Annotated in this window: 13 protein-coding genes; 11 read left to right on the top strand and 2 right to left on the bottom strand. The window is 69.6% G+C overall.

Going from position 1 to position 17,044, the window contains the following annotated elements; genetic code table 11:
- Positions 1–7 precede the first annotated feature (7 nt).
- The 8 genes from Ato02nite_RS45500 (at position 8) to Ato02nite_RS45465 (ending at position 8,774) form a co-directional block, all read left to right on the top strand.
- On the top strand, positions 8–880 hold the full coding sequence (locus Ato02nite_RS45500) for a hypothetical protein (RefSeq protein WP_246608128.1): 873 nt from the start codon (positions 8–10) through the stop codon (positions 878–880).
- Between the two features lie 49 nt (positions 881–929).
- Positions 930–2,696, top strand: a complete 1,767-nt coding sequence (gene murJ, locus Ato02nite_RS45495) for a murein biosynthesis integral membrane protein MurJ (RefSeq protein WP_213012955.1) — start codon at positions 930–932, stop codon at positions 2,694–2,696.
- Positions 2,697–2,901: 205 nt separating this feature from the next.
- A complete protein-coding gene (locus tag Ato02nite_RS45490) occupies positions 2,902–4,434 on the top strand; it encodes a protein kinase family protein (protein ID WP_438873122.1) in 1,533 nt (510 codons plus the stop codon).
- Positions 4,435–4,457: 23 nt separating this feature from the next.
- A complete protein-coding gene (gene sigM, locus Ato02nite_RS45485) occupies positions 4,458–5,111 on the top strand; it encodes an RNA polymerase sigma factor SigM (protein WP_246608127.1) in 654 nt (217 codons plus the stop codon).
- Entirely contained in the window at positions 5,108–6,064 is a 957-nt protein-coding gene (locus Ato02nite_RS45480) for an RsmA family anti-sigma factor (protein ID WP_213012954.1), read from the top strand. Before sigM ends, Ato02nite_RS45480 begins: the two co-directional genes overlap by 4 nt.
- A 119-nt stretch (positions 6,065–6,183) precedes the next feature.
- Positions 6,184–7,143: a thioredoxin-disulfide reductase gene (trxB, locus tag Ato02nite_RS45475; protein ID WP_213012953.1), complete on the top strand. Its 960-nt coding sequence runs from the start codon at positions 6,184–6,186 to the stop codon at positions 7,141–7,143.
- Positions 7,144–7,173: 30 nt separating this feature from the next.
- Positions 7,174–7,497, top strand: a complete 324-nt coding sequence (gene trxA / locus Ato02nite_RS45470; RefSeq protein WP_213012952.1) for a thioredoxin — start codon at positions 7,174–7,176, stop codon at positions 7,495–7,497.
- 128 nt (positions 7,498–7,625) lie between these two features.
- On the top strand, positions 7,626–8,774 hold the full coding sequence (locus Ato02nite_RS45465; protein WP_213012951.1) for an N-acetylmuramoyl-L-alanine amidase: 1,149 nt from the start codon (positions 7,626–7,628) through the stop codon (positions 8,772–8,774).
- Here the strand turns inward: Ato02nite_RS45465 and Ato02nite_RS45460 are convergent.
- Entirely contained in the window at positions 8,771–9,439 is a 669-nt protein-coding gene (locus tag Ato02nite_RS45460) for a GNAT family N-acetyltransferase (RefSeq protein WP_213012950.1), read from the bottom strand. The two genes, Ato02nite_RS45465 and Ato02nite_RS45460, sit on opposite strands and share 4 nt — an antisense overlap.
- 206 nt (positions 9,440–9,645) lie before the next feature.
- Between Ato02nite_RS45460 and Ato02nite_RS45455 the strand changes: the two genes are divergently transcribed.
- From Ato02nite_RS45455 to Ato02nite_RS45445, 3 genes are read left to right on the top strand one after another with little or no spacing between them, the layout of a single operon-like run.
- Positions 9,646–10,956 (top strand): aminotransferase-like domain-containing protein, encoded by a 1,311-nt coding sequence (locus Ato02nite_RS45455; protein ID WP_213012949.1) that lies wholly within the window; start codon positions 9,646–9,648, stop codon positions 10,954–10,956.
- A complete protein-coding gene (locus Ato02nite_RS45450; protein ID WP_213012948.1) occupies positions 10,953–11,921 on the top strand; it encodes a D-alanine--D-alanine ligase family protein in 969 nt (322 codons plus the stop codon). Before Ato02nite_RS45455 ends, Ato02nite_RS45450 begins: the two co-directional genes overlap by 4 nt.
- Before the next feature lie 40 nt (positions 11,922–11,961).
- Positions 11,962–12,747, top strand: coding sequence for a class I SAM-dependent methyltransferase (locus Ato02nite_RS45445; RefSeq protein ID WP_213012947.1), 786 nt, complete (start codon positions 11,962–11,964; stop codon positions 12,745–12,747).
- A gap of 1,369 nt (positions 12,748–14,116) precedes the next feature.
- Here Ato02nite_RS45445 and Ato02nite_RS45440 read toward each other — a convergent pair.
- Positions 14,117–14,884 carry a hypothetical protein gene (locus Ato02nite_RS45440; RefSeq protein ID WP_246608131.1) on the bottom strand — a complete coding sequence of 256 codons (768 nt, stop codon included), beginning with the start codon at positions 14,882–14,884 and terminating at the stop codon, positions 14,117–14,119.
- Positions 14,885–17,044: the final 2,160 nt, after the last annotated feature.

The following is a 17,044-nucleotide window of genomic DNA, read 5'->3' as shown; positions in this document are numbered from 1 at the left end:
TGGACACGTGCCCGTTTCCGAGGCGCTGCGTCACCTCGCCGAGGACCCCGGGTTCTGGATGGGTGCCGCCGCCGAACCCGACTCACCCGAGCTGCGCACCACCTTCCCGGTGACCGGCGGCTATTCGCTCATCCTCGACCTCGACCCGGCCACCGGCGAGCGCACGCTCGGCCTGCGCGTCCCGGCCCACTCCGAGCCCGTCCAGCTGGGCTGGGCGCCGGCGGCGGGTCCCTACCCGGCGGCCCTGCGCTGGTGGGAGCTCGACCTGTTCGCCCGGGTGATCGCCCTGGACGATCCGACGCTGCCGCATCCGGGCCTGGTGGTCGCGCTGCTGTCGCCGTTCGCGCCGCCGACCCCGGACGACGACGAGTCGTCGATCGCCGCGATCCGCACGGCCGCGTACCGCTCGCTGCGCCGGGATGTCCCGCCGCCCGCGCCCTGCGGGCCCGAGCAGACTCCGCTGCCGCTCTTCGCGAGCGACGACTGGTGGCCGTCTCCACCAGCGGCTTCGCCGCAGGTGCTCGACGAAACCGCGATTGCCGAGCTGATCCGTCCGCCCGACCGCTTTTCCGAGGTACGAGTGGGGAAGCGGTTCCCGCGAGAGGACCTGGCCGATCTCGTACGCCGATCGGCCGCGCTCCTGGCCGACGTCCCCCGCCGCTCCTGGTATGCGCAGACCCGCCCGCTGGCCCGCCGCATCCTCGACGCCGGTGACCTCGCACCCATTCCCGCCCTGCTGGGTGCGCTCACCGAGGCCGGCTGCGATCATCCGACCGTGCTGGACGCTCTGAGCGAGCCGCTGGTGCCGCTGGAGGCGTACTGGATGGTGGAAACACTGGCCGGCGCCGAGCCGGGCACCCTCCTGCGCCGCCGGCTGTGACGTACCCCTTTATGGTGACTGCATTATCGGGACAGGTCGGGAGGCACGGGTGAACAGCGGCTTGTACCGGAGCGCGCACGCGTCACCGGACGGGGTGCCACCGCGGGCCGAGGAGGGTGTCACCCTGATCTCGGTCGACGCCGAGGTGACCGGCCAGGACCAGGCGCTACCCCCGGAGCAGGTGCCGCCGGCCGACGGCGGCACGACCGGCGACGGTGGCACGGCCGGCAACAGCGCGGTCATGGCGATCGGCAGCCTGGTCAGCCGGATCATCGGGTTCGCCCGGAACGCCCTGATCGGCATGGCCCTGGGCGCCGGCGTCGGCGACGCGTACACCAGTGCCCAGTTCCTCCCCGGCCAAATCTACGAGCTGCTGCTCGGCGGCATCCTGTCGAGCGTGCTGGTGCCGCTGCTGGTGCGCCGGCGCAAGGCCGACCCGGACGGTGGACTCGAGTTCACCCGGAAGCTGCTGACCTTCGCGGCGGTGTCCCTCGGCATCGCGACCGTCCTGGTGGCGGTCGCGGCCCCGCTGATCACCTGGATCCAGTCCGGCGACGACACCACGACGGCCTACCGCAACCTGGTCACCCATTTCGCGTACCTGATCCTCCCGATCATCTTCTTCACCGGCCTGTCCGCGTTGATCGGCGCGGTGCTGAACGTGCGCGGGCACTTCGCCGCGCCGATGTGGGCACCGATCCTGAACAACGTCGTGGTCATCGCGGTCTGCGGCGTGTTCATCCTGTTCTTCTCCAGCGACGACCTGTCGGTGACCAACATCAGCGGCAGCGCGATCCTGGTGATGGGTCTCGGCACCCTCCTCGGCATGGTGGTACAGGCGATCGGCCTGCTGCCCGCGCTGCGCAAGGTCGGCTTCAGCTGGAAATGGCGCTGGGATCCGCGCTCGCTCGGCCTCGGCGAGATCGGCCGGCTGGCCGGCTGGATGCTCTGCTACGTCGCCGCCAACCAGATCGCGGTCTTCGTGGTGGTCCGCATCCTCAACCAGGTGGCCGGCAAGGGCAGCGCCAGCACGCTGGCGTTCAACAACGTCTTCCTGCTGACGATGATGGCGCACGGCATCGTCGGCGTGTCGGTGATGACGGCGCTGCTGCCGAAGATGAGCGCGGCCGCCGCCGAGGGCCGGTTCAGCGAGGTCAGCGCCGACCTGAGCCGCGGCATCCGGCTGGTCTCGGCCGCGCTGGCCCCGATCGCGGTGGTCTACGGCGTGCTCGGCGCCCCGATCGCGGTGATGCTGTTCCAGGGCGGCAAGTTCACCAACCACGACGCGCTGGCCACCGGTGACGTGCTGGTGGTGGCCGCGTTCGCGGTGCTGCCGCTGTCGATCAGCTACCTCTGCACGTACGCCTTCTATTCTCTGCAGGGCAACCGGACCGCCGCGCTGATCAACCTCCCGGTGGTCGCCGTACGGATCGGCGCCTACTTCGCCCTGGCCGCGATCCTCGACAAATCCTTGTCGGCCGTGGGCATGACCGCCGGCAATGCGATCTCCTATCTGGTCTCGGCGCTCATCTCGCTGGCCGTGCTGCGCCGCCAGATCGGCCGGCTCAACCTCGGCGCGGTCGCGGTGTCGCTGATCAAGGTTCTGGTGGCCGCGGCGGTCGCGGCCGGGCTCGGCATCCTCGTCGTGCACCTGCTGCCCGGAGCCGGCGCGCCGGACGGCCGGGGACAGGCGATCGTGCAGTTGATCGCGGGCGGTGGGGTCATTCTGCTGACCTATCTCGTGGCCGCCACGGCGCTCCGAGTCCGCGAAGTAAGTGACGTGGTGGGGATGGTCCGGCGCAAGGTCGGTCGCTGACCTGGGGATTTTCACCCTTTCCGGCATTTCAGGCAGTCGTCCCTCTGGACAAGTCTCGGAGCCGCGCCGGGGGGACGACCTGCCATGAGGTAGCCCGGGACGGGTATGGTCGGTGTCGGCATGTGCTCACCGCACGTCGCTGTTTGCCAGCGCAGCCATATGCACCAGCACGGGCAACCGTGCGCGGAGCACCGAGGGAGGACGGGTGACCCAGGTCGGCGAAGGCCACGAGACCGCGGCCGATGCGGACGGGCCGGTCATGACCTTCGGTGCACCCACCGTCGGTGAGATCCTGGCCGAGCGTTATCAGCTCGAGGAGCATGTCAACGACGACAGCGCGGGCCGGCAGGTCTGGCGCGGCATCGACGTGATTCTGCGCCGCCCGGTCGCGGTGGTGCTGCGCTATCCCGGCGGCGATTCGGCCACCGAGATGCTGCAGGCCGCGGTCGACGCGAGCCGAGTGATCCACCCCAACCTGGTCGGCGTCTACGACGCGATCGACGAGGGCACCCGGTCTTACGTGGTGCGGGAGTGGGTCGACGGCGAGTCGCTGCGCGAGCTGGTCGCCGAGGAGGGTCCGCTCGACCCGGCTCGGGCCACCGCGATCGCCCACGCGATCGCCGACGCACTGACCGCCGTGCACGCGACCGGCATGGTGCACGGCAACGTGCACCCCGGCACGACCCTGATCGGTGACGACGGCCGGGTGGTGCTGGCCGACGCCCGCGCCGACTCGGCCGACAGCGTCGAGGCCGACATCCGCGCGGTCGGCGGGCTCATCTACTTCGCGCTGACCGCACACTGGCCGCACACCGATGTCGGCCGGTCGACGCTGCCCGACGCCAACCGCGACGGAGCCGGCAACCCGGCGCCGCCGCGCCAGATCCGCGCCGGCGTCCCCGCCTACCTCGACGACCTGACGATCGACCTTCTCGACAAGCGGGTCGCGGCCCCCGAGGCCGACGCGCTCGCCGCCGAGCTGGCCCGGCTGGACGCGGCCGACGACGACTACGACGATGTCGGCCCGTTGCGGTTCACCCAGGGCGGCACGCCGTCCGAGCCGGCCCGGAACAATTCGAAGATCATCATCGGGGTCGCCGCGCTGGTCGTGATCGCGATCATCGGACTGGTCTTCGGCATCCGCGCGATCACCACGTCGAGCGACCCGACGACGACCAAGACCACCGAGGCGAACGCCGGCGACCCGGCGACCGGCGAGGACACCCAGGCCCCGGCGCCGACGCCGCAGCCGATCAAGCTGACCGCCGACATGGTTCGCATCGTCGACCCGCCGCCCGGTGACCGCAGCGACGCCGACGAGGCGAAGAACGTGGTGGACGGCAACCCGGACACCGCGTGGGAGACCCACCGCTTCAACACGGCGAAGTTCGGCAACCTCAAGCCCGGCATGGGCGTGATGATCAACCTGGGCAGCCCGCGCAACCTGGCCGACGTACGGGTCGAGACCTCCTCGCCCGGAGTGGGCATGGAGATCCGCAGCGGCGCGTCCGACCCGGGCGACTCGAGCTCCGGTGACGGCAAGGTCCCCACCACGTTCAAGAAGCTGGGCGAGGCCGACGCGGAGAGCAAGGGCGACGGCACCAACCGGATCTTCAACGTCTTCGACGCCAACACCAAATACCAGTACGTACTGGTGTGGATCACCGAGCTGCCGCGCGCCGACGACGGCGATCGGTATCAGGTGAGCGTCAACGAGATCTCGGTGTACGGCTACTAGACCGTCACAGATACATTGCTCGGGTGACTTCCGGGGACGGTGCGCTGAGCGACGCCGATCTTCTGCGCGCCCATCTCGATGGTGACGCGCAGGCGTTCGGCGAGATCGTCCGCCGGCACCGCGACCGGTTGTGGGCGGTCGCATTGCGCACCGTCGGCGACCGCGAGGAGGCCGCCGACGCGGTGCAGGACGCGCTGCTCAACGCGCATCGCAACGCCGCGAAATTCCGTGGCGACGCGGCCGTCACCACCTGGCTGCACCGCATCGTGGTGAATGCCTGCCTCGACAGGATCCGCCGCCGCCAGGCCCACCCCACGGTGCCGCTGCCCGACGGCACCCGCACCGACGACGACCGCCCCGCCGCGGCCGAGCCGGCCGCACCCGCCGCGGACCACGACACCGCCCTGGTGGTGCGGCAGGCCCTTGCCGAGCTGCCGGTCGAGCAGCGGGCCGCGATCGTGCTGGTCGACGTGCAGGGCTACCCGGTGTCCGAGGCGGCCGAGATCCTCGGGGTGGCCGAGGGCACGATCAAGAGCCGCTGCGCACGCGGCCGGGCCCGGATGGCGCTGGCCCTCGGGCACCTGCGCACCGGGGGAGACGGGAGTCACGGGAACCACAGCGCCGCGCAGACCGTCCCATCCGGACCAGCGGCGGGCCGACGGAGGGAGCAGAGGTGACCGGGGCGGAGTTCCGCGAGGTCGACATCGACCTGCTCGCGGACTACATCGGCGGGGCGTTGTCCGGCACTCCGGACGAGTCCGTCGTGGCCACCCTGATCGCCGACGACCCGGCCTGGCGGGCCGCCTACGAGTCGCTCAGCGGTGGCATGGTCGCGGTCGGCGCCGAGCTGGGGCGGCTCGAGCCCATGGTCATGCCCGATGACGTGGTCGCCCGGCTGGAGGCCGCGCTGGCGTCCCCGATCGCGGCACCCGACCCGATCTCCGCCGAGCTGGCCGCGCCCCCGGCACCGCACCTGGCCCTGGTTCGTGGTGACCGTGCTCACGACGTACCGCAAGAAGAAACGACGCCGCGGGAGCGCGGCAGCAAGCCCGGCTCCGCGCGCAGATTGCGCTGGGCCACGCCGATCGCCATCGCCGCCGGGGTGGTCGCCTTCGTCGGCTTCGGCCTCGACTATCTGGCCGGCCGCGAGTCCTCGTCGTCCGACATGGCTACGTCCAGCGCCGCCGGCGAGTCGCAGGCTCGGCAGGACGCCGCCGCGATGCCCGGCGGGCCCCAACTGCTGGCCACCGGCACCGACTACACCCGGTCGACGCTGGCCCAGGAGCCGTTGGTGCCGTTTTCCGCCGCCTCCAAGGCGGCCGGCTCGGGCGTTCTGCAGTCCGAGAGCGCCCCCATGTCCGTGCCCGACCAGGGCGGCTCCGACGGCAGCCGCGACCCGCTCGGCCGGCTGCGTGACCCGGCCGCCCTGCAGGAGTGCCTCGACGCGATCGCCGCGAAGAACTCCGACGGCCCGATTTACCCCCAGACGGTGGATTTCGCCCGCTTCGATGGGGCTCCTGCGGTCGTTGTCCGCTTCAGCGCCGGGAGCACCTCCTGGGTGTGGGCGGTCGGACCGTCCTGCGGCACGGGCGGCGACGCGAACACTCTCGGCACCGCACCGGTACGCTGAGCGACACTCCCGGTGAGGTCGGCCACGGGCCGAGCGGGCGGGAATGGCGTGTGCCTAGCATGGCGTTCTAGCGTGCAGTGTCGCCGGGTCTCGGCGAATACAGACGACAGGAGTCGGCAGTGGACGAGGTCCGCAATCTGATCATCATCGGTTCGGGGCCGTCCGGCTACACCGCGGCGTTGTACGCGGCCCGGGCCAACCTCAAGCCGCTCGTGATCGAGGGCGTCCAGTCCGGTGGCGCGCTGATGACCACCACCGAGGTGGAGAACTTCCCCGGTCACCGCGACGGCATCATGGGCCCCGAGCTCATGGACAACATGCGCGCGCAGGCCGAGAAGTTCGGTGCGGAGTTCCTCACCGACGACGTGACCCGTGTCGAGCTGGGCGACAAGCCCACCGAGGCCGGCACCGAGGGACTCAAGACCGTCTGGGTCGGCGACAAGGAATACTTCGCCCGTGCCGTGATCCTCGCCACCGGTTCCGCCTGGCGGCCGATCGGCGTGCCCGGCGAGCAGGAGCTGCTCGGCCACGGCGTCTCGTCCTGTGCGACCTGTGACGGCTTCTTCTTCCGCAACCACCACATCGTGGTGGTCGGCGGCGGCGACTCGGCGATGGAGGAGGCGACCTTCCTCACCCGCTTCGCCGAGACGGTCACCATCGTGCACCGCCGCGACTCGTTCCGGGCCAGCAAGGTCATGCAGCTGCGGGCCCTGAACAACGAGAAGATCAAGGTCGAGTGGGACTCGGTCGTCGAGGAGATCCTCGGCGACGACGGCAAGGTCGTCGGCGCCCGGGTGAAGAACGTCAAGACCGGCGAGTCCAAGGTCCTCGACGTGACCGGCGTGTTCGTGGCGATCGGTCACGACCCGCGCAGCGAGCTGTTCAAGGGTCAGATCGAGCTGGACGACGAGGGCTACGTGAAGGTCGACTCGCCCTCGACCCGCACCAACATCCCCGGCGTGTTCGCGGCCGGCGACCTCGTCGACCACACCTATCGTCAGGCCATCACGGCCTCCGGCACGGGTTGTGCCGCGGCGCTCGACGCCGAGCGTTTCATCGCGTCATTCGTAGAGCTGTAAAGCAAGCTTTTTCGGCCAGGGAGGGTCCTCGTGGGAGCAGGCAAGCCAGTCACCGACGCCACCTTTGTGAGCGACGTACTGCAGTCCGACAAGCCGGTGCTGGTCGACTTCTGGGCGGAGTGGTGCGCCCCGTGCAAGAAGGTGGACCCGCTGCTCAGCGAGATCGCCAAGGAAATGGGCGACAAGGTGGAAATCGTCAACATCAACATCGACGAGAACCCCGAGACCACGCGCGCCTACCGGGTGATGTCGGTGCCCACGCTGACCATCTTCAAGGGCGGCGAGCCGGTCAACTCGGTGACCGGCGCCAAGCCCAAGAGTGCCCTGGTCAACTTCATCGAATCGGCTCTCTGACCGACGTTTTTCGACGCCCCGCATCCGTACGGATGCGGGGCGTTCTCGTGATTTGGCCGACGGGTGCCGGCGGCGCCCGGGGAGTACTCTCCGAAGTCGTCTTTCCTTTCCTCACCAGGGAGTCGCGCGTGCGTTCCATCCGACGTGGAGACAACGGCCCGGCCGTTGCCGAGATCCGATCCATCCTGGTCGGGCTGGAACTCCTGGACACCGCGTCCGACGTCTTCGACGACGACCTGGACACCGCGGTGCGCGCCTTCCAGCAGAGCCGCGGCATCGGCATCGACGGCCTGGTCGGCGACGAGACCTGGGGCGCGCTCGACGCGGCCCGCTGGCGGCTCGGCGCGCGCACGCTCTTCCACTCGGTGCCCGACGCGCTCGTCGGCGAGGACGTCCGGGCGCTGCAGGAGCGGATGCTGGAGATGGGGTACGACGCCGGTCGCGCCGACTCGATCTACGGGCCGCGCACGGCTCGCGCGGTCGCCCAGTTCCAGCGTGAGGTCGGGCTCACCCCCGACGGTTCGTGCGGACCGCAGACCATGAAGGCGCTGCGCCGACTGGGCCGCAAGGTCGTCGGCGGCCGCCCGCAGTGGCTGCGCGAGTCCGAGGCGTTCCGCCAGGCCGGCACCAACCTGATGGGCAAGACCATCGTGATCGACCCGGGTCACGGCGGCGGCGACGATCTGGGCGTCGTGGTGCCGGACGGCCCGCTGCGCTGGACCGAGGCCGACCTGGTGTTCGACCTGGCCGCCCGGCTCGAGGGCCGGCTCGCCGCGGCCGGCATGCGGGTGCACCTGACCCGCGGCCCGCAGCCGGCGGCCACCCTGACCGGGGCCGAGCGCGCCAACCTGGCCAACAGCCTCGGCGCCGACCTGCTGATCTCGCTGCACCTCGACGGGCAGGAGAACGAGGCGGCGCACGGTGTCGCGACCTACCACTACGGCACCGGCAGCGGCCTGAGCTCGACGGTCGGTGAGCGGCTGGCCAACCTGGTGCAGCGGGAGATCGTGGTCCGCACCGGCATGCGCGACTGCCGCATCCACTCCAAGACGTGGGAACTGCTGCGCCTGACCAAGATGCCGGCGGTCCGCGTCGACCTCGGTTACCTGACCTCGCCGGTCGATCGGGACCGGCTGGTCAACCCGCTGTTCCGCGAGCAGATCGTCGAGGCGATCCTGGCCGCGGTGCAGCGCATGTATTACCCCGTCGAGATCGACGTGCCGACCGGCTCGATCGACGTCCGCCAGCTGCGCGTGGCGCTGGCCAACAAGGCCTAGTTCTCGACGCTCCGCGTCGCGGTGGCCGGCCTCACCGGGCGCAGCAGCGTTTCCGGGCTCATCGAGCCGAGCAGCTTCTCCAACGCGTACTCGACGTCGGACTTCCAGGACAGGGCCGTGCGCAACTCCAGCCGCAGACGCGGGTAACGCGGATGCGGGCGGACCGTCTTGAAGCCCACCGAGAGGAAGAAGTCGACCGGCGCGACACAGCCGGCCGGCTGCTCCTCATCGGCCTCACCGAACTTGGCGTCGCCGAACGCCTCGATCGCCTTCACCCCGCGCTTGGTCAGATCGCGCGCCACGCCCTGCACCAGCATCCGGCCGAGGCCGCCGCCGGCGAACGCGGCCACCACGTGCGCGGTCATCAGCAGGGCCGCGTCGGCGCTCACCGGAGAGGTCGGGAAGGCCATCGAACGGGGGACATAGGCGGGTGGGGCATACATCACGAAACCGGCCGGCATGCCGTCCACGTATGCCAACTTGCCGCACGAACCCCACTCCAGGAGGGTCTGCGAGACCCACGCCTCCTTCTCGAGGCCGGGGTCGCCGGAGGCACAGGCACGCTCCGCGGAAACCGGGTCGAGCTCCCAGAAAACACACTGACGACACGGCCTCGGGAGATCCTCGAGGGTGTCCAGCGTGAGATTGACCAGGCGACGCGACACGTAATCCCCCCATTGCAGGCGACCAGTCCCGGGTCACGGTCCTGTCCTCGTGCCTAGCCCGCGCCCCCCGGTGGATCCTACGCCGCAAAATCCATGAACGGACCCAGGTCGGGCATCACCCCAGATCCACCCTGTGGATAACTTGCGGCCTCTTTCGCTCCCCCCGACTACGATCGACCTACTTCCGACTCGCCGAGGAGGGCCGCATGACCGGCACCACCCAGGACGACTACACCGACGTCTACGCGCGCCGAGTGCGTGGCATGACCACCTCGGAGATCCGCGCACTGTTCGCCGTCGCAAGTCGTCCCGAGGTCGTTTCGCTGGCCGGCGGTTCCCCCTACATCGCGGCTCTGCCGCTCGACGCGGTCGGCGAGATGCTCGGCCGCCTCGGCTCCGACCATGGCACCGTGAGCCTGCAGTACGGCATCGGTCAGGGCACCGTCGACCTGCGCGAGCGCATCTGCGAGGTGATGGCGCTCTCCGGCATCCACGGCGCCTCCCCCGACGACGTGGTGGTCACCGTCGGCGGTCAGCAGGCGCTCGACCTCCTGGCCCGCCTCTTCCTCGACCCCGGTGACGTCGTGCTGGCCGAGGGGCCGAGCTATGTCGGGGCACTCGGCGTCTTCCAGGCCGCCCAGGCCCAGGTCCATCACGTGCCGATGGATGACGAGGGTCTGATCCCCGCCGCCCTCGAGGAGGCCATCGCCGCGGTGACCCGCTCGGGCCGCCGGGCCAAGTTCCTCTACACGATCCCGACCTTCCAAAATCCGGCCGGCGTCACCCTCTCGGAGGAGCGCCGCGAGCAGGTCCTCGACATCTGCGAGCGGGCCGGCCTGCTGGTGGTGGAGGACGACCCGTACGGCATGTTGTCCTTCGAGGGCGACGCCCCGCTTCCGTTGCGGGCCCGCCGCCGCGAGGGCGTCTTCTACGTGAGCACGTTCTCCAAGACCTTCGCCCCCGGCCTGCGGGTCGGGTGGATCCTCGCCCCGCACGCCGTGCGGGAAAAGCTGGTCATGATGAGCGAGGCCAACGTCCTGTGCCCGAGCGCCTTCGCCCAGGCCGCGGTCACCCAATACCTCACCACCATGCCCTGGCGGGAACAGGTCAAGTCCTACCGCGAGATCTACCGCGAGCGCCGCGACGCTCTGCTGACCGCGATGCGTGACCTGATGCCGGCCGGCACCACCTGGACCAACCCGACCGGCGGCCTGTTCGTCTGGGTCACCCTCCCCGAGGGCCTCGACTCGAAAGCGATGATGCCCCGTGCCATCGCCGCCCGGGTGGCCTACGTTCCGGGCACCGGCTTCTACGCCGACGGCACCGGCACCGGCAACATGCGGTTGAACTTCTCCTTCTCCAGCCCCGAGCGCCTCCGCGAGGGCGTCCGCCGACTCTCCGGCGTCATGGAGCAGGAGCTCGCGATGCGGGCCGTCTTCGGCGCCGCCGCGGGCCACCCCCACCACCGTCGCCGCGGCAATGCCGCCGCCGACGCGCCCGGCCCCGACTTGGCATGATCCCTCCCATGGCTACTGGTGACGATGTGCGAGTAATGGTTCTGGCCGGCGGCCTCTCCTACGAGCGGGACGTCTCGCTGCGCTCCGGCCGTCGGGTCCTCGACGCTCTCAAAGCGGTCGGGGTGCACGCCGAGATGCACGACGCCGACGTCTCCCTGCTGCCGGCCCTCCAGGCCGACCCGCCCGACGCCGTGGTGATCGCCCTGCACGGCGCCACCGGCGAGGACGGCTCCCTGCGCGGCGTGCTCGACCTCTGCGGCATCCCCTACGTGGGCTGCGACGCGCGGGCTTCCCGCCTGGCCTGGGACAAGCCGTCGGCGAAATCGATGCTGCGCGAGGCCGGCATCCCCACCCCCGACTGGGTGGCGCTGCCGCACGACCGGTTCTCCGAGCTCGGCGCCGTCGCGGTCCTCGACCGCATCGTCGACCGCTTGGGCCTCCCGCTGATGGTGAAGCCGGCCCAGGGCGGTTCCGGCCTGGGCGCGGCGGTGGTCCGCGAGGACACCGATCTGCCACCCGCGATGGTCGGCTGCTTCGCCTACGACTCGACGGCGCTGGTGGAAAAGTTCGTCCCCGGTAAGGACGTCGCAGTCTCCATCATCGACCTCGGCAACGGCCCCGAGGCCCTTCCGATCGTGGAGATCGTCCCGCGCGACGGCGTCTACGACTACGCCGCCCGCTACACCGCCGGCTTGACCACGTGGCACGCCCCCGCCCGGCTGGACGCCGAGGTCGCGGCCCAGGTCGCCGAGACGGCCCTGGCCGCGCACAAGGCCCTCGGCCTGCGCGACCTGTCCCGGGTCGACCTGATCGTCGCCGAGGACGGCTCGCCCCAGGTGCTGGGCATCAACGTGTCCCCCGGCATGACCGAGACGTCCCTGCTGCCCCTGGCGGCCCAGGCGGCCGGCCTCGACCTGGGCAACATCCTGGCAACCCTGGTGACCCGAGCCGTGGCGCGCGCGTAATTCGATCGCCGGTGTCCGGCGCGCCGCTCACCATAGATCCATGAGCGACGACCTGATCGAGCACTACGGCACGGACGGCATCGAGGACAGCCGGCTGCGACGCTCCGGGCACGGCCGGCTGGAGTTCCTGCGCACGCAAGAGCTGATCCGCCGCCGGCTGCCCGCCCCCACCGGCCTGCGGGTGCTCGACGTGGGCGGCGCGACCGGCATTCACGCCGCGTGGCTGGCCGCCGACGGTCACAGCGTGCACGTGGTCGACCCGGTGCCGGCGCACGTCCTGGAGGCCTCCCAACTTCCCGGCGTGACCGCCGAGGTGGGCGACGCGCGCACGCTGACCGCCACCGACGACAGCGTCGACGTGGTGCTGCTGTTGGGGCCGCTCTACCACCTGACCGAGCCGGCTTCCCGCGCCGTCGCGCTGTCCGAGGCGGTGCGGGTGCTACGTCCGGGCGGGCTGCTGGTCGCCGCCGGGATCAGCCGATACCTGTCGCTCCTGGAAGTGGGCACCAACGGCCGCCTGACCGCGGACACCGAGCAGTCCCTGCGGACGGTGATCGACACCGGTTCCTACGACGGCCACGTCGGTTTCACGCAGGCCCACTTCCACACCGCCGACGAACTGAGGGCCGAACTTCAGGCGGCCGTCCGGTCCGAGGTGACGGTCTACGGGGTGGAAGGGCCAGCGTGGCCGTCCCTGGACAACGCCGGCCCGGCGGCCTTCGATGAACTGGTCAACGCCGCTCTGCGGTGCGCCCGCCTGGTAGAGCAGGACCCCAACCTGATCAACGCCAGCGCCCACTTCCTGGCGTTCACCCGAACCCCCTGACCCACGAACTCCCTTTCCGGCGTCGCACGCCGCCGGATTCTGTAAGGGCACGCCAGAGGCGACGGCGCGCCGAAGCTCAGCACTGGGCTGCGATCACGCGCCGTCGAACCTCTGCGCCGCCCGCCACTACCGGCCGATGCCCGGACTCCTACACCGGGCCACAGCCATTCGCCGTCGAGCTTCTGCACTGCCCCATCTGTCGGCAGCGCTGTAGGACCGAACTCTGCGCCACGATCACACCGAGGGCTACGCCGAACTTCTGCACCGGCCGGCCGACACGTGCCGTCGAACTCTGCGTTAACCAACCGCGAGCAACGCCGCAGCGCCGAACCCCTGCAGCGGGCTTCCGCCACGCGCCCTCGAGTTCTCCGCCACCCAACCGCCAGCAGCGCTGCGGCACCCAACCGCCGACAGCGCTGCGGCACCGAACTCTGCGCAGCACTGACATCGGCCGCTACGCCGAATCTCCACACCGACCGCAGGCACGCGCCCTCGAACTCTGCAACCCAACCCGCCGGCGACGCCGCAACACCCAACTTCTGCACCGACCCGCTACCGCGCGCGCCCTGAGTTCTGCAGTGCCCAATCTGCCAACAGCAGCGTTGTACCGCTCAGCCTCACCATCGGCTACGCCGAACTCTTCACCGGTCCGCTGTCACACGCCGCCGCACTCCTGCACTGCCCAACCCACCAACAGCGACCCAGCACCATCCCTCGGCAACCGCTGTGCCGAGCTCCCGCGACGGCCCACGTCTACGCGCTGCCGAACTCAGCAGCGCCCCGCAGCCACGCGTCGCCGAACTCTGCACTGCCCACCTCACCGGCTGTGGCGGAGTGCTGGCCCTGCATTTCCGTCGTCGTGCGCCGCTGGATTTCTTGCCGTCGGCGGTGCCGCTGTAGAGACCCTGCACTCTGCGTTCACGCTTCGCCGGGATTACGTGCCAGCGATGTCGCTGGACCTGCCGGACCTCACGCGCCGTCGGACTCTCACGCTGGTCGGCGCGTGACGGTGGACATTGCAGAAACCGCCTCCGCGATGCGCTCGGTCTGGTAGCTGTTCCGGAGAGTCTGCGGCTGTTGGGACGGCAGGGCCGCCGCCGGGCGCTTCCGCCCTGCGGCTCGAATCGGGCTACCCGGCGTCTGACGGATCAACCGGCACCGCTCGGCCCGGACGATCACGTGGCGACTGGATTTCCCGGCCGTCAGAGCCGCCGTGCATCGGCGGGACTTTTCGTCGAAGCTCATCGCGGTCGGATTTCTGCCCGGATCTCGGCGAGCGATGGGCTTCGTCAGTGGAGGTGCTTGAAACCGAGCCGGCGGTGCGGGGACTGCCGGGATGGGACGGTGTCACGCGTACGGATGCTTGGATTTAGGTTGTTGCCTGCGGCTCCGCCGCGGGGTGGTCAAGCGCGCCGCTCTCGGCGGCGATCGTCGGGGCCGGCTCCGGGTTTGCCGTTTCGATGTCGCCCAAGCTCTCCGGGCGGCGGTCGTCGGGCTCCGGATCGGCGGTTGGGCTTTCGTCGCCATTCGCATTCGCATTCGCGTTCGCGTTGGGCGAGTAGGCGATCGTGGAGGGCGACTCCCACTGGATGTGCGGGGGCTCGGCTATCGCCTGGCCGCCGAATCCGGCCAGCCACGCGGCGACCAGAGCCAGATTTTCGCGCCACTGCGGCTCGGGGATCACCGGGAGGATGTCGTCCCAGAGGGAGAGGAACGTGCCGCGCAGCTGGAGGCGGCCATAGGGGCGCGCGAGGAACCACAGGTGCAGGTGGGCGGAGCCGTCGCCCCAGCGGTTGACGTGCACGCGGGCGACGCCGTCGAGGGAGCGGATCGCGCGCTCGAGCCGGACCGTCATGACACCGAGCTCGGCGGCCAGGAGGTTCGGAAGATCGCCGAGGTCGAGGTGCGAGCGGCACTCGAGAATCAGGACCATGGGGAGGCCGGTGGGTCGGTCCATGGCGCGAACGCGCCAGCGTTCACTGACCCAGATGTACGAGTCGTCGGAGGTGCCACAGGCGACGCACTCGGCTGCATCTTCGCCGCTACGTGGCGGCTCGACCTCCACGGGGGCGGCCAGCGGTTTGACCCGCATGTCGCCCTCGAAGGGAAAGGAGGGCCAGCGCGTGAAGTCGGGCAGCGGCACTGAGTTGTCGGGCACGAGGGGACTTTAGCCCAGGCCAGGGCTACTGTCCCGGGTCAATTTCTGGCCTGTGGAGTAACGCCTCGTAAGCACCCCGCAGGGCGAGATCAATGTCGATAGTCATCACAGTATGTGGGCACAGGAGTACTCCACTAGTTATCCACAGAAGTTATCCACAGGCTGGCCCGTTTCACGTGAAACACGACGTCGCAGGCTTGCGCAGCCTGTGGATGAAGCAGTGGAAGACCCCTTCTGCATCGGTCACGTTTCACGTGAAACGGCGCAGGCAAGTTTCTCAACAGCAGTTACACACAGGTTGTGGATAGTGGTCTGGACTTATACAAGGCCGTGTTCGGGGGTGTGGCGGACGCTTGGCCGAATGCGAGTGAATCTCAGTCGTGTTCTGCGCCTCACCGCCATCCGTCCCTTGCGGGTGGGGCCATCGACCTTCCTGTCCTGGCGGTCCCGGTGATGCGTACCCACGGCAGTTGGGATCGGGTGGGTGAGAGTCCGGTTGGGTCGCTGACTGCTTCAGGGTTGGTGGCGGTGCGAAGCGCAAGACGACGGCGGGTCATCGCCGGTGGGCGGGTGTTGGGTTCCGCTGTGGGTCGCACAGGTGAGTCCCGTCGTCGGAGCCGTCGCACCGCTAGTGGCTCTGTTCGATGAGCCGCAGTGATCGGCCTGTTGTGAGCTGCGCCCAGATGTCCGGTGGTGGAGTCGATCGGTCGATGGCCGTGGGCCGTGGGAGGTCGGTGGTGTTAGGTAGCGGCATGCTCGTCGGCGACCTGGGCACCGCGCTTGCACGGCCGATGAGATTCGCCGGGGCGCTTCGGTGGTCGAGCCGGTATCGGCCGCGCTCTCACACGGCTGCCGCCATCGCCGGCTCGCTGGATCGAAGCGAGCCGACGCCGCTTTGCGCGAAGGCAACGAGGGGTCAGGGCGGAATCACCTGAGAAGAACCGGGCCCGAACTTCGGTCTAGAAGCGCGGTCTCGATCTCGGATCCCCGGTTCCGAAGACCGACCTTGATCTTCTTCTCGGGCTAGCTGATTGCCATGCACCGAGCTTCCAGCCGACGCGAGGAGTCGAACTCAGAAGCGTCGGTGGCGAGCATCGAGACCTGCTGAGTCCACTCGCTGACGCGTACACGAGGCTGATCCGCCTCGGCGAGGAAAGACCGGCCGCCAGTCGGTCGCGGGCTTTGGGCATGGCGCCACAGTCGGACCGTGAGATGGGGTAAGCCGGCAGCTGCGGTTGGACAGCCGATCGGCATCACAGCGCGTCGCAGGCTCCGAAGGTTTCCGCTCCGCTCCTGCCGGCGGCCGAGGCACCGCTCCTCCCAGATTCGCAAGCGGGCGACGCATTGAGGAGGCAGTGCGGACATCATGCGACGAGGGTCGGACGGCTCGCGACAGGCGGCACAAATATGTCCAGTGGGCGGCATGAGCAGAGCCTGTCGGCCGCCCACCCGACGCGTGGCTAGGCAAGGCCTACTGGGGCTGACAAGAGTTTGCTAACGGCGCCGTGCCGGCGTGACGTGTGCGGTGCTCGCTGGTGCCGCAAGCCGGGACTTGATCGGCTCCGCCTGAACCTCATCTCTCCCCAAAAACGAAGAGGGAGTAGTCCGCGGCCGCCGTCCGCGAAGAAGGAGGAAGGCCAGCATTCCGGATCTCTGCCTGAGGGTCGATGTCGACGACCAGAGGAGCGCTCTGAACCGTCATTGAGGGAATCTGCAAGGCACTGAGGCAGCCGTCCCCTGACTCCCCGACAACGTCGCCAACATCAAATCCGAACAATGATCCTGTCGATCACTAAACCGCGGAGTTGCCGTCCGCAGTTCTCAGCCTCATCCCGCCAACGCCGTCCATACCGTTTAGGGACGCCGCCGCGGTGGGTGTGGGTGACGGCGCAACCGGATCGACTCGACGCACTCAGCAGCCGTCGTACGGCTTGCTGAGCGAACCCGCCAGCGTCGTGGGTTGACGCCGGAAGCGTCGGGCCAGCAAGGCTGACGCCAAGCCGCAGCCACTGCGGCGCGATCCCTGTGGTACGCCGTGTTCTCAGCGAAGCCCGCTCGCGCCGGACGTAGGACTCAGGGTGCTCGGCCTTTCAGCGTCGTTTCACGTGAAACTGATGCCTCCGGTCTCCGGTCTCCGGT

This window comes from Paractinoplanes toevensis (assembly GCF_018332695.1).
Lineage (GTDB): Bacteria > Actinomycetota > Actinomycetes > Mycobacteriales > Micromonosporaceae > Actinoplanes > Actinoplanes toevensis.
The sequence above is the reverse complement of the archived record's forward strand: the minus strand, read 5'-3'. Positions and strand labels throughout refer to the sequence as shown.